Source organism: Trichlorobacter ammonificans, from assembly GCF_933509905.1.
Lineage (GTDB): Bacteria > Desulfobacterota > Desulfuromonadia > Geobacterales > Pseudopelobacteraceae > Trichlorobacter > Trichlorobacter ammonificans.
In genome coordinates this window covers 1219069-1232386 of the sequence record NZ_OW150024.1, presented here as the reverse complement: position 1 = coordinate 1232386, position 13318 = coordinate 1219069, and the positions used below count along the sequence as shown (strand labels likewise).

Below are 13318 nucleotides of genomic sequence, written 5' to 3'. Positions count from 1 at the left end.
TTTACCGGAAGGACGCTGGGTCCTTCCGGTGCGTCACCGTCAGTATCCGCATCAGCTCATGCAGCTCGCCATCGGAAAGCCGGACCGGTTGCATCAGCGACCAGGGTCGTACCGTCCTTGGATTGTACAGCCAGTCCTTCAGTCGCTGTTCGGTCCACGGGACGCCTGGGCCGGCATTCCGGGGATAATGAGGGGTCAGCAGGCCCGAGAGGTTCGGCCCCGCATCGCTGCGCCCCAGTGCCCCCAGCCGTTCCGACAGCAGCCGGTGACAGGAGCCGCACTTCCGGGTAAACAGGTCGTCGGCAGCGCCCCTTTTTTCAAAGAAGACCACCCGGGGCCGTTCTTCCCCCCCTTTGCCCCGCGTCCCGCCATAATACAGTCCGTTTACCACCGCCGTCAGCTGGGCGTCACCAATGGCAAAGCGGGGCATTCCTTCCGCAGGGTTCCCGATGGCTGCCACGATCTCCGCCGGTGATCGCTCCGCCGCAACCGCGTCCAGTGACGCAGCCAGCCGGTTTCCCCGTCCGCCGCTCACATGACAGCGCCGGCAGGCGAACTGCTCCAAGAGCCGCTCCCCTTTTTTGACCACCGGCGAACCGGGCAGGGTGAACACGGCGTACCGTCCCGCCAGCAGGCCGGCATGGGCGATGCTCTTCCGCGCGGCAGCGGGGTTGCCGCGATGGCAGTCGCTGCAGCTCCCCTGCTGCCGGTAGTGGGGAGGATGGCAGGCCAGACACCGGTCGGGCGGCCGGGCAGTCGCCCCGGCAGCGACGGCGACCAGCAGAACGGCAACACTCAGAAGGAAGGTACGAACGACCAATTGGCCCCCCTGAAAAACAGGGCAACAACCGTCAGCGCCACGATGGCGAGAAACGTCAGTACCGTCAGCAGGTTCACCCCTCGCTGCGAACGGGGAAACCAGCGGGCCGGGTAGACGTGACCGCTGCCGGGCAGCCAGGGAAGCAGCAGAAACAAGAACGCCACGGCCAGGATCAGCCAGGCCAGCCCGTTGGAGTGGCTGACCAGCTCCTGGGTCCAGAGCAGAAACCAGGCCGACTTGGCCGGGTTGGGGGTCTGGGCCGGATTGGCCGCCTGCTCCAGCGGCGCCGGGACCAGGGCGGCCAGCGCCGACACCACCAGGATGCAGAGCAGCATGGCCCGGCCGATCAGCCGGAAAAAGTGGGGACTGCTTTTCACATAGCCGTTTTTCACAGGTAGGGCAGCAGACCTTTCTGTTTCCTGATCCGGTAGAAGTGCAGCATGCAAAGCAGCAGCACCGCCAGGGGCAGGATCACGATATGCAGGGCGTAAAAACGCAAAAGCGACAGGTTCTGCCCCACCCCGTCCGGCACCAGCAGGCGGCGCAGGCTCTCCCCCAGCGGCAGGGTGGCCAAAAGCTCCATACCGGTCTGGGTGGCCCAGTAGGCCAGTTGATCCATGGGCAGCAGGTAGCCGGTGTACGCCTCGAACAGCGACAGGCAGAGCAGTGCAAAGCCGATGACCCAGTTGAGTTGGCGGGGCCGCTGGTAGGCACCGGTCAGGATCACCCGCAGGGTGTGCAGGAAAACCAGTACCAGCAGGGCATGGGAGGCCATCCGGTGCAGGCTGCGCAGGTAGGCGCCCCCCGGCACCGATGCCTCCAGGAAGAGGATGGAGGCAAAGGCCCGCTCCGGCGTGGGCTGGTAGTAGACCACCAGCAACAGACCCGACAGCAGCAGCAGCAAAAAGGCGGTAAAGGCCAGCCCCCCCAGGCAGAAGGTATAGCTGAGCCGCAGGTTCTTCTCCAGCACCACACGGGGGAAGAGATGTTTCAGGAAATCGGTCATCATGACGCCAGCACCATGATTTTCTCCCCCTGTTCCTCCAGCCGGTAGCGGGCCAGCGGCCGCACCGCCGGCCCCTCCAGCACCATGCCGTCACGGTCGAAGCGGCTGCCGTGACAGGGACAGGAAAGCCCGTCGGCATGCACGTTCACGGTACAGCCCAGATGGGTACAGACCAGGCTCAGCGCTGTCAAGCGCCCCTGGATGCGCACCAGGGCTATGCGGGCGTCGCGGAACACCAGGGCCCCTTCGGCCGGCAGCTCGTCACGGCGCACCGTAAGCAGTACCCGCTGTCCGGGAAGATTACGGGGCGTGAGATACCGCCGCAGCAGTTCCAGGGAGCCGAGCCCCAGCACTACCTGGAGGAAGCGTCGACGCGTTTGAGAATATCTTTCCATTTTTTAACAGAGTCCCGTGCATAAACCGGATTGGCGGTGCTACTCATCTGCCGGTAACGACCGGCAGAAAAAAAACTGCCGTTCACCAGCCGCTGTCCCTCCTGCAGCCAGAATGACTCAAGCCCCAGGCCGTCTTGCGCCGTCCGGTAGATCCGCTGCGAGGCAGGTTCCAGCAGGAAGCGGCGCGGATTGTCGTGGCACCCCTCGCAGGTGACGCTCCCCCGCTGTACGGTGTGGGGGAAGAAGGCCCGCCACTCGGCGACCAGCAACCGATTGTCCCCCCCCCTGAGCCGGGCCTGCTGAATATCGGTATAGTAGGCGATGAACTGGGGTCTGATCGGACTGACCCTGCCTGCCCCGTTGATCCCCAGGGGCGGCGCATCCTGAGCTTTCAGGTAGGCGCTGCGCAGGTACTCGGGATCTGGACCGGGCTTGAGATCGAACCCCTCTTTCTGCGACCGGTCGCGGAACCTGAGGAAAAAGGTGCCGTACTCCTGGGGCGCCCAGGCGGAGTGGCAGGCGTAACACTCCAGCCGCTCCATGTGGGCCGCTATGCCGTGCTCAAGCACCGTCGGGTCCGGCCGATGGCAGTCCCGGCACCCTTTCGACGATTTTTTTCCCTCCATGAGGCTGGTCATACCATGGCAACTGCCGCAGGTCATGCCGGCTTGGTAATGGACATCCGGCAGCATCTTCAGCCAGGTCTCCCCTTTCTCCGCCCCCCCCCGCTGGTAGCGCATGTTGTCCTCGCGGGGGGCACGGCCGGTGTAGTCCCAGCCGGTGTAATAGCCGCGATGGCAGTTCTGGCAGTCGGCAACGGACGGTTTTTTCAGCTCCCACGGCGTGCCGTGGCAGTCGCGACAACTGGAAACATGGCAGGAGGCGCAGTTCTTGCCGAAAAAGCCGCTATCCACCATGGCGTAGCTGCGCTCCACAAAGCGCTGTTCCGCCAGGCGGGTGGTCATGGCCTGGCTGAAGATCCGCTCCCGCCCCGGATGGCAGGCAGTGCAGCTGGCCGCCTGCCGGGTCGCTTCGTCCGGGGCTCCCAGCGTCCGGCCATCGGCCAGATGGCAGACGGTGCAGGCGAACACCGTGTGCACCGTCCGCCCGCTGCCAGCGTGGCAGCGGAAGCAGCTTCCGGCGATTGCGGTATCAGCGACCGCCGACAGACAGCAGACGACGATGCAGAGGATCATCCAGTGCACGATAGTCCAGTCCTTTCCGATAGATGGGGTCCTCAGGCCGTGTGTGGCACGGCAGGCAGAGGTTCACCGACAGGGCCCGCTTCACCTCGGCAGCGTTCAGGGGACGGGCGTTCTCCCGGGTAACGGCGGAAAAGGCCGCCACCCTGCCGCGCTCCATGGTCAGGAAACCGTCCAGCGGTTTCGTGTCGGAACGTTCGCACAGCAGTGTTGCCTTGATGCTGTTCCCCTCGACCAGGTGCTGGCCGAAGCCGAGATAGGCCGGGTTACCGTGGCATTCGCTGCAGCCCACCGCTTTTTTGCCGGTATTGTGGGAGTAGAAGGGAGCAAAGCGCAACTGCTGTTTTCCCTGGTAGCGTGCCACATACTCCAACCGGGAGAAGGAGCCGTCCTTTTCGGCCACCGTGATGAAGGTCTGGCAGCCGGGGGTGACCGGCGAGACCTTGCCCCGCTGGTTCAGGGCCAGCGGAAACGGCGAGAGCATGCGGTAATCCTCGCTTTCGGAAAAGGCGCCCGGTGTTTCCTCCCCCTTGATGAAATCCATCCCCGCCCACCCCTTGTCGTAGCGGGTATGGCAGCCGTAGCACTGCACCACGGTGCGGGAATGGCAACTGTAGCACTCCATCCGCTCGTGGCCGGCGATCCGGTGGGCCGGGGTGCCGGTGATGACCTTGGTGGTATGCAGCTTGCCGCTGCGTTTTCCCTGCAGCCAGATGACGCCGTCGCGGTAAAAGACGTTGGCGTAGCTACGCCCTTTCGAGGTCTGGATCATCCGGTCCCCCGCCTGCATGGGACGCTTGTACTGACGGGATTCCCGCAGCACCTCGTCGTTCTCCCGGGTGATCTCGCGGTAACGCGGCACCTCCGTCGGACTGCCGTGGCAGTCCTCGCAGCGGATCTCGGTCTGCTGGTACATGGTGGGATAGGCAAAGCCGTCCCCCATGACATCCCGGGAGGTATGACAGTCGATGCACTCCATGCCGGCCGCAAAATGGACGTCAGGGGTGATATGCACCAGGTTGCGGGCACCGCTGGTCATCACCGGACCGGCCTCGCCGTGCCTGGTGGGCACCAGGCCGTTGTTGCCGTCGTAGAGTCCCTGGTAGGAGAAGGCGATCCTGCCGCTGCGGTTGTGACAGCGGCTGCAAACCTGGACGTCCGGCAACGGTTCCAGGGCATGGCTGGCGGATGAGGCGGCCGTTCCCCGTACGGTTGTGTCCGTTCCGACGTAGGTTGCGGTGTTGTTGCGGGGAAAGTGGCAGGCAGCGCAACCGGAGGAGTGCACTGCGCCGTAGGAGTCGTCGTTGGCGATGCCGATATGGCAGCGGGAGCAGAACTTGCGGTACAGCTCGCCGGAAAGATTGTCCAGTTCCACCACCGGACTCAACTGCACCTTCCGGCCGTCGCCCCCGAACAGCTCGCCGTCGGACGCCACGTAGTCACGGCCGTCCTCCCCTTCCCAGGTGCGCTGGATGGTGCGGATCATGCCGGCATTGGTCTGCATGATGGTGCTTCTGACCCGCTCCAACTGGTAGCGGTGGCAACTGCCGCACCCCTCCCGCCAGCTCTCCGGCGCCGAGGGGTTCCCCTCCCCCCGCATGCCGGCATGGGCCGCCTCCTTGCCACGGGCGGCGGGGTCGCCGCCGTGGCAGGAAACGCAGCCGGGATGGGCAGGTGAGACATGCTCGATTCCCCGGTGGCAGGAGAGGCACTGCTCCCGGTTACCGGAAGCAGCAGTGCATCCGGCCAGCCAGAGCAACAGGCAGAGCAACACCATGATTGAGGGTATCAGACGAAGAGACAAACCGGTTCCACGTTATTTTTTGCTTTCAGCAGAAGCATCGTGCTTCTGTTCCGTTTGAGCGCCCCGGTCCCCGAGGTCGCAGCTTCTGGACAGTCAGGTCTGGATGCCGAAGCGGGGCAGAATGAACTTCTGCAACGCTATCCAGACCACCAGAACGATCACGAGCAGCAGGATATCCTTCATGAAACCTCCCCAGTATTTTGGATTGATTCAGGGCGGAGCAATGACGCCGAAAAGAATGGCAACTGCGGTCAGCCCGCTGACCGCCATCCAGAGCAGCAGCCCCTGGAGCAGCGGGCGCACCCCGACCCGCCCCAGCACTTCACGGCTTAACCCCGCGCCGATCAGGAACAGGGTGGCCACCAGACTTTGTCGGGCCGCCAGCGCCAGCGAGCTCCAGACCGGCTCCAGCGGCGGCAGCAACGTATGGGCCGCTGCTGCGGCCATGAAACCGACAATAAAGAGGGGAAACGGCGCCCGCTGTTCCGAACGTTTCACCATCGACACCATCAACACGCAGGGCATGATCCAGAGTGCCCGGGTCAGCTTGACCGTGGTCCCCACCGCCAGAGCAGTGGTACCGAACACGGCTGCCGCCCCGACCACACTGCTGGTATCGTGGATGGCCAGCCCTGCCCACAGGCCGAACTGTTGCTGACTGAGGCCCAAGAGATGCCCCAGGAGCGGAAAGAGCAGCAGTGCCACGGCATTCAGGGTAAACACCGTTGCCAGCGATACGGCAACTTCATCGTCTTCTGCCCGCAACACCGGTGCCATGGCCGCAATGGCGCTGCCGCCGCAGATGGCCGTACCGAAGGAAATCAGCAGTGACTGCGCGGGCGTCGTGCCGACCACTCTGCCGAGTGCCCACCCTGCCGCCAGGGTCGCCGCGATCCCCACAATGGTGTAGACAGCGGAATGGGCGCCCACCTGCACCACCGTGGCCAGGCTGAGGCCAAACCCGAGCCCCACAACGGAAACCTGCAGCAGTTTCTTGCTCCAGGCAGCGGTCAGGCGGGGCCAGGGGTTGCCCAGCACCAGGCTGAACAGAATACCGCCGATCAGCGCCGTGGCAGTGCCGACCTGCGGCAGGAAGCAGGCCACGAGCAAGAGCATGAACAGTATTTTTCTGACCGAGTCCTGTTTCATTGTTGTGTGACCCCGTAGCTCCATCAGCTGCCTGCCCGGGCGACTCGCTGTCGCCTCAGGGGTTCAGTCTGAATTGTGCGACAATGGCCTCGAGATCCTGGGCAAGCCCCGACAGCCGCGCCGCCGCCGCCGCGGTCCTCTGGGCACCTCCGGCGGTATCCTGCACTACTTCGGTAATTTTCTGCATATTACCACTGATCTCACCGGTAGTGGCAGTCTGTTCTTCGGCCGCTGTCGCGATCTGGCCGATCTGCTGGGTAACATCGTTGACCTGCGCCAGGATCTGCTGCAGAGCTTCGCCGGAACGGGCCGCATCGCTCGTGCCCTGATCAACCTCCCGCACGCCATCCTCCATGGCGGCGACCGCATTGCGGGTCTCACCCTGGATCGCCTTGATCATCTCGCCGATTTCCCGGGTGGCACGGGTGGTGCGTTCAGCCAGGGCGCGCACCTCATCGGCCACCACGGCAAACCCCCGCCCCTGCTCTCCGGCCCTGGCCGCCTCGATGGCGGCGTTGAGCGCCAGCAGGTTGGTCTGATCGGCAATATCCTCTATGGTGCCGATGATCTGCCCGATCTGATCGGAACGCTCTCCCAGGCTTTCCACGGTCTTGGCACTATCCTGCACCTTACCGGCAATACGTGCCATCCCCTCAACGGTCAGCTGGACAATCCGGACGCCGTTGGTCGCTGCCGTACAGGCCTGATCGGCACGTTCCGCCGCCATACCGCAACTGCCGGCAATCTCGTTGGAGGTGGCTGCCATCTCTTCGCCGGCAGTGGCAACCGATGTCGCCTGGGCGGCAACATGCTCGGCACCGGTAGCGATCTGCTCTGCATTGCTGCGCAGTTCTGCGGCTGCGGCGGTGAGCGCACCAGATGAGCTGCGGACCCGTTCCATGACCGTCTGCAGGGTGTCGGCAATTTTGTTGAAACTCTGCCCGATAACCCCCAGTTCATCCCCCGACGACACGTCGGCCCGGACGGTCAGGTTGCCGCCTGCCAGTTTTTCCGCGGCACTTTTCAGCTCTATCGAGGACCGGCCGATGGAGCTGGCAATGACGAACCCGGCACCGAAACCGCACACCAGCGCCACCAGAATGGACCCGATAATGGCGGTACGCAGCAGCGAATACTTTTTCTGGCTTTTCGTGTGGGCCTGCTCCGCCTGGCTCACCTCGTGCTGCATCAAAGCGTCAAGGGAGCGGTTCGCTTTCTGGATGGTCGGGTTGATGGTATTGATGGTGATATGGTACGCCTCTTTGAAGTCGCCACCCTCGACCGCGGCAATAACCGGTTCGATCCCCTCTTGGTGGAACGTCTGGCGGTCCTTCTGGTAGGCATCGGCCAGGGCCCGGGTTTGCGCTGCATCGATTCGTCCGTAGTAGTCGTTCCAGAGTGCGGCAATCTCACCGGCATACTTGCGGGTCAGCTCGATATGCAGGGACGTTTCATGGTCATGGAGCTTGCTGAATTCGTTGCTGGGATCATGCTGCAGGGCCAGCAGCATCTGGATGCGGCTGGCGCGCAGCAGGCCGTCGATTTTGGAGAGCAGGGTGGCATTCTTCATGTTCACCTGGAAGACCCGCTCCAGCTCCTGGTTACTCTGCCGGAAGCCGGCAAGACCGATACCACCGACCACTGCCATCAACAGCATCATCAACGAGGTCATGCCGAACAGCTTCATTTTCAGGCTGATATTCATTGGCGTTCTCCCCTCCCCTACCGTGCCGCATCATCTGCAGCGTCGTCCCACCGCCAGCAGCACCGGATAGTGCCGCTCCCCCTTGACCACCTCGGCAGCAGGCGCCACCGTCACCTCGCCGAACCCCGCGTCCGACAGCAACGCCAGCAGACATTCGCGGCTGAACCCGTTATGGAATACGCCGGTGGCATCCTCATGGAAGCTGCCGTCCTCCTGGTCCAGGTCGGCCAGGGCAAGCCAGCCGCCGGGCTGCAGCCGCCGCCGCAATGCATCGATCAGCTGCGCTACGTCCGGAATATGATGCAGCAGCATGGCAGCCGTGATCAGATCGAAGGTTCCTTCCGGCAGTTCGTCCCGCTCCAGGTCACAGTATAGGGTACGGACGTTGGAGCAGCCCGCGGCGCGTACCTTTTCGTCCAGTTTTTCCAACATCCCCCGTGAGCCGTCCACACCGACGATATCCCGCACCAGCGGCGCAAGCTGCAGGGTAAGCAGGCCGGTACCACAGCCCAGGTCCATGGCGTGCCATCCTTTGGACACCGGCAGGCGTGCCTGTATGGCCGTCGCGATATCCCCGGCCAGCCTGACCCGATGCGGTTTCTCGTCCCAGGCAGCGGCAGCCGCGTCAAAATCCCTCCGAACCGCCATCACTCCACCTCCCCGTTGCGTAAAAAAGGGGAGACACAAAACCTTTGTGTCCCCCCTGGATACTCAGTGCCGGCAGATCAGCACCCGGACATTTCCTTCTTGCCCTTGGCAGCCGGTTTGGCTTCCTTTTTGGGGGCCTTCTTCTCCTTCTTGGCAGCGTCCTTCTTCTCGGCCTTCTCCGCAGCGGGAGCAGCAGCAGGTGCGGCTTCCTTCTTCGGCTCAGCGGCAAAGGACAGGCTTGCGGTCATCAGGGCGGCTACCAGCATGGCTACGATCTTCTTCATGATGCGATCTCCTCTTTTCAGTATTCCCGGCGTACCGGGTTAACGAATTGTACTGTAGCATTGTTCGGGAATATGTCCAGCCCGGATCAGACGATGTAGAACACCATCGGCTTGGTACCCAGCTCTTCCTTGTACTTGATCACGTTGGGCCGGGAAATCAGCTTGGTGATCAGGGCCTTGGGATCGTTGATATCGCCGAAGTAAGTGGCATGTCCCAGGCAGGTGGTGGTGCACCGGGTCAGTTCTCCCTTCTCCACCCGGTGGATGCAGAAATGGCACTTGCGGGCGTTGCCCACCGGGGAATGCCAGTGGGATTTGCGCTTGAAGGTCTTGCCGTATTCGCCGGAGTTCTCAACTTCGTAGGTCTTGTCATGGAAATCGCCGGTGTAGTAATGGCCGACGTCGGCGGAGCGGGCGGCGTAGGGACAGGCCACCAGGCAGTAGCGACAGCCGATGCATTTTTTGTAGTCGATGGTGACGATGCCGTCGTCCCGCTTGTAGGTGGCGGTCACCGGGCAGACCGGTGTGCAGGTGGGGGCGTCGCACTGCATGCAGGGCCGGGGCAGAAAACGCACCGAGGTGTTGGGGTATTCGCCGATCTCCTCCTCCTTTACCGGACGGTAGTGGATTTCGGGCGGGGTCAGGTTCTCGGACATGCACCCGGTGGTGCAGGCATGGCAGCCGATGCATTTCCTGAGATCAATGGCCATGGCCCAGCGCCGATCCTTGCGCTCCTTTTTCAGGGCGCGCTGCAGGTCTTCCCGCATGATCTCAAGGATATCCTTATCGTCGAACTGTTCCATGGTTAATGTGCCTCCTTGCTGTCAGCAATTTCAAAAAGACCTGTTTTTTCGCAGAAAATGTAAAGGGTGCTGACCAGTGAGACCGATGCCACCAGCACGAGGAACTCATGAACCGACGGGGTGTAGGTGATGGTTTCCGGCATATCGTACACCCGGAACAACGGCACCTTGAAACCACCCAGCACCAGGTCGCTTCTGGTCTTGAACTGGGTCACCATGATGAACAGGCCGGTAAAGGCCAGCCAGGAGGCACTGCGGCTCAGACTCAGCATGATGTAGGGCACCACCACGGCAACGCCCATACCGAAGAGGATATTGTTCAGAGCGGTCATGGCAAACACTTCGGAACCGTCCACATGGCCGGCCAGGCCGATGGCGGTACGCCAGAAGCCCAGCAGGAAGGCCAGCCCCAGGCCGATGCGCAGGAACTTGACAAAGGGCTCCAGATGGAAGTCGGCGTCGAGCTTCTGCTGCTTCACGGTCAGCGCCGCCACGATGGCGGTCAAGGCGCAGCCGGTCAAAAAGGCGATGAACAGGAAATAGAACGGCAGCAGGGCGCTGTAGTAGTACGCGCGGGAACTGACCGCCCCCAGCAGGCTCCCCAGGGTACTGTGGGTGATGACCGCCACGAAGAAGGCCCCCCACATCACCCGGTTGGAATGCTTGTTGGTCTGGATATTGATGTACTCCAGCACGATCATGATGAAGTAGGCGGTGTACCAGACCGACATCCAGAACATGGGTGAAGTCGGGTTGGGCGACAGCAGGAAGTTGTACATCCGGTCGATCCGCCCCATCTCCGTGGCCAGGGAGAAGAAGGCGGCAGCCGCGGTCATGATCCCCAGGAAGATGACCCGGGAGGCAAAGGGCTTGTACTGCTGCGGAAAGAATACATGGCCGAAAAAGTTGACAAAGGTGCAGCCGGTACTGATCAGCACGAAGTAGATGTAGGTGGTGATCTGCAGTCCCCAGGGGAGGTTGTTCGTAGTGTTGATGGTATGACCGTGCCCCTGGATGAAGATTGAGGCGATGGCAACGAAGCCGATCAACATGCCGAACAGTGAAACGTAGAGCGGCAGCCCCCCCTTGCCTTTTGCCACATCGGCAATGGTTGCAGATATTTTTTCCCTGGTAGGTACGAGTACGCCGAAAATTTCCATGTCAGGCCCCCTTCACAATCTTGACAAAATTACCGCGCATGGACGTACCGCCCATAATCGGGTCAACGGCGCTCTTGGTGATCAGGTCGTCATCGGCGATCCCCCGGTTGTCGGCACGGGTCATGGCTTTGGCATGCACGCCGAAACCGTGGTACATGTACACCACATCGTCGCGCAGCCGCTGGGTCAGCTTGACCTTGATCCTGCCCGGCGAGCGGACGCCATCCTGATTTTCCAGGAACACGTAGTCGCCATCCTTTACGCCCAGCTCTTTCCCCTTCCGGGCGTTCAGCCAGAGATGGTTTTCCTTCTGCAGGTCGGTCAGCATGAAGTTGTTGGTGGTGCGGGAGAAGGTATGCAGCGGCGACCGGCCGAAGAGCAGCCGGAACTGGCCGGCTGCCGGCTGGGGATGCTTGGTGTACTTGGGCACCGGATCGAACCCCTTTTCGGCAAGCTGCTCGGAGTACAGCTCGATCTTGCCGCTGGGCGTACCGAACTCCGGCTGGCTGTCGGCGGTGATGTAGGGAGCCCCGCCTTTCTTGATGATGACACCGTCACGCTTCAACTGGGCATAATCGATACCGCCCGCCTCACACCGCTTGGCGATGTACTCTTCACCATTCTTCCAGGGGAAGTACTCGGCCAGTCCCAGTTTGCTGCCCAGCTCCTTCACCATCCACCAGGACGGCTTGCTTTCCCAGAGCGGCTCCACCGCCGGCTGACGGATCGCAATCTCGGCTTCCCCGTTGAACTTGCCCACGTTGATGTTGTCGTGCCGCTCCAGGTAGGTGCACTCGGGCAGCACGACGTCGGAATAGTTGATGATATCCATCGGCATGGTGTCGATGGTCACCAGCAGGTCGAGACTCTGGATCGCCTTGATGGTTTCCTGCTTTTCCGGCATGGTCTTCATCAGGTTGGAGCCGTAGACGAACCACGCCTTTACCGGACGGGGCTTGCCGCTGCTGGAGGCCTGCCGGATGGAGGTGGTGGTCTGCAGGGCGGCATAGGGGTACGCCCCATCCAGCTTGGCCACCTCCTCATGCTCCGGGTAGGCCGGCAGTCCCGGATACTCGGGCACCTTGGCGCCGGTAGGGAAGAAGTAGCCCCCTTTCCTGCCCCAGCTTCCGAGCAGCGCGTTCAGGATGGCGATACCGCGGCTGCGTTGAACATCGTCACCGTACCAGGCGGCATAGCGCCCAGCCCCGACACAGACATGGGGCGCCTGTTTTGCCATCTCGCGGGCAACCTTGACGATCATCTCCTTGGGAATGGTGGTCTCGGTCTCGGCCCACTCCGGCGTGTACTGCTGCACCGCGGCACGAAGCCCATCAAAGCCGGTGGCATATTTCGCCACGTACTCCTTGTCGTAGAGCCCCTCCTCGATAAGGAGGCGAATCCAGGCAAGGATCAGCGCCAGGTCGGTGGCCGGTTTGATCGGCAGCCAGTGGTCCGCCTTGGAGGCGATGTTGGAGAGACGCGGATCGACCACGGTCATTTTGGCGCCGTCGGCCAGACCGCTCACGATATCCTGCACCTGGCTGTTGTGGGCGTTTTCCCCCAAATGGGAGCCGAACAGCACGATGTACTTGCTCTTGCTGAAATCGTAGTACTCGGGAGACCCTACATCGGAGCCATAGGTAAGGTAGAAGCCGACATCCCGGGGTCCCCGGCACTGGGCAAAGGAGGGTGCCGCCGACAGGGTGCTGCCGTAGGCATGCAGCAGGTGCTTCCAGAAGGAGGCTCCGGTGCCGTGATAGATCAGGGCCATGGACTCTGCCCCGTATTTCTCCTTGATTCCCTTCATCTTGCCGGCGATCAGGGTCAGGGCCTCGTCCCAGGTGGCCCGTTTCCAAACCGGTTCTCCCCGCTTGCCGGTATTGATCATCGGATACTTGAGCCGGTCGGGATCGTACAGCGCCCCCAGGGCAGCGTTACCACGGCCGCACAACCGGCCCCGGCCCCGCAGGCTTAAGGGGTTGCCGTCGACCTTGACCACCTTGCCGTTCTCCACCTTGGCCACCAGGCCACAGTTCCAGAAACAGAGCTCACAGAAGGTGGGAACCTGCTTCATATCCTTCTGAGCCGTGTCCTCGGCCCAGGAAAGCATTTTCTTCGGCATCGAGGTGACAGCGGCAATACCGGCTGTGGCCGCCCCGGCCGATTTCAGGAATGTCCTGCGTGAAAAGTTCATTGCGTGGCTACCTCCCGCGTGCATACGCGTTTGTCATACACCAGATATTGTCATGCCGGGCAGCTGCCCGGATCAGTTGTTTTTCCGTTTATATGAATTTCTGAATTGTTGTTCGTAAATAAAAAAACCGTCATCTGCCTGCCGCCCT

The 13318-nt window shown here is 62.2% G+C and carries 13 protein-coding genes; all 13 read right to left on the bottom strand.

Going from position 1 to position 13318, the window contains the following annotated elements; translation table 11 throughout:
- Position 1 precedes the first annotated feature (1 nt).
- The 13 genes from extS to RAK07_RS05505 all read right to left on the bottom strand — a co-directional run bounded on the left by extS (position 2) and on the right by RAK07_RS05505 (position 13170).
- Positions 2-820: a selenite/tellurite reduction operon c-type cytochrome lipoprotein ExtS gene (gene extS / locus RAK07_RS05565; RefSeq protein ID WP_305731850.1), complete on the bottom strand. Its 819-nt coding sequence runs from the start codon at positions 818-820 to the stop codon at positions 2-4.
- Positions 796-1212, bottom strand: coding sequence for a selenite/tellurite reduction operon b-type cytochrome membrane protein ExtQ (extQ, locus tag RAK07_RS05560; protein WP_305731849.1), 417 nt, complete (start codon positions 1210-1212; stop codon positions 796-798). The genes extS and extQ overlap by 25 nt, the downstream gene beginning before the upstream one ends.
- Complete coding sequence (locus RAK07_RS05555) at positions 1209-1829, bottom strand: cytochrome b N-terminal domain-containing protein (protein WP_305731848.1); 621 nt, start codon at positions 1827-1829, stop codon at positions 1209-1211. Before RAK07_RS05555 ends, extQ begins: the two co-directional genes overlap by 4 nt.
- Positions 1826-2221, bottom strand: a complete 396-nt coding sequence (locus RAK07_RS05550; RefSeq protein WP_305731847.1) for a QcrA and Rieske domain-containing protein — start codon at positions 2219-2221, stop codon at positions 1826-1828. The genes RAK07_RS05555 and RAK07_RS05550 overlap by 4 nt, the downstream gene beginning before the upstream one ends.
- Positions 2179-3417, bottom strand: coding sequence for a selenite/tellurite reduction operon b-type cytochrome iron-sulfur cluster-binding subunit ExtO (extO, locus tag RAK07_RS05545; RefSeq protein WP_305733483.1), 1239 nt, complete (start codon positions 3415-3417; stop codon positions 2179-2181). The genes RAK07_RS05550 and extO overlap by 43 nt, the downstream gene beginning before the upstream one ends.
- The gene (gene extM, locus RAK07_RS05540) at positions 3374-5200 is read right to left on the bottom strand and encodes a selenite/tellurite reduction operon c-type cytochrome ExtM (RefSeq protein ID WP_305733482.1); all 1827 of its coding nucleotides are present in this window, start codon (positions 5198-5200) and stop codon (positions 3374-3376) included. Before extM ends, extO begins: the two co-directional genes overlap by 44 nt.
- A gap of 237 nt (positions 5201-5437) precedes the next feature.
- Positions 5438-6376, bottom strand: a complete 939-nt coding sequence (locus tag RAK07_RS05535) for a YeiH family protein (protein ID WP_305731846.1) — start codon at positions 6374-6376, stop codon at positions 5438-5440.
- A gap of 55 nt (positions 6377-6431) precedes the next feature.
- Positions 6432-8081 (bottom strand): methyl-accepting chemotaxis protein, encoded by a 1650-nt coding sequence (locus RAK07_RS05530; RefSeq protein ID WP_305731845.1) that lies wholly within the window; start codon positions 8079-8081, stop codon positions 6432-6434.
- 30 nt (positions 8082-8111) lie between these two features.
- On the bottom strand, positions 8112-8729 hold the full coding sequence (locus RAK07_RS05525) for a class I SAM-dependent methyltransferase (protein WP_305731844.1): 618 nt from the start codon (positions 8727-8729) through the stop codon (positions 8112-8114).
- 77 nt (positions 8730-8806) lie between these two features.
- Complete coding sequence (locus tag RAK07_RS05520) at positions 8807-9013, bottom strand: hypothetical protein (protein ID WP_305731843.1); 207 nt, start codon at positions 9011-9013, stop codon at positions 8807-8809.
- Positions 9014-9099: 86 nt separating this feature from the next.
- Positions 9100-9816 (bottom strand): 4Fe-4S dicluster domain-containing protein, encoded by a 717-nt coding sequence (locus tag RAK07_RS05515; RefSeq protein WP_305731842.1) that lies wholly within the window; start codon positions 9814-9816, stop codon positions 9100-9102.
- A 2-nt stretch (positions 9817-9818) separates the two neighbouring features.
- Entirely contained in the window at positions 9819-10976 is a 1158-nt protein-coding gene (nrfD, locus tag RAK07_RS05510) for an NrfD/PsrC family molybdoenzyme membrane anchor subunit (RefSeq protein ID WP_305731841.1), read from the bottom strand.
- 1 nt (position 10977) lies between these two features.
- The gene (locus RAK07_RS05505; RefSeq protein WP_305731840.1) at positions 10978-13170 is read right to left on the bottom strand and encodes a molybdopterin-containing oxidoreductase family protein; all 2193 of its coding nucleotides are present in this window, start codon (positions 13168-13170) and stop codon (positions 10978-10980) included.
- Positions 13171-13318: the final 148 nt, after the last annotated feature.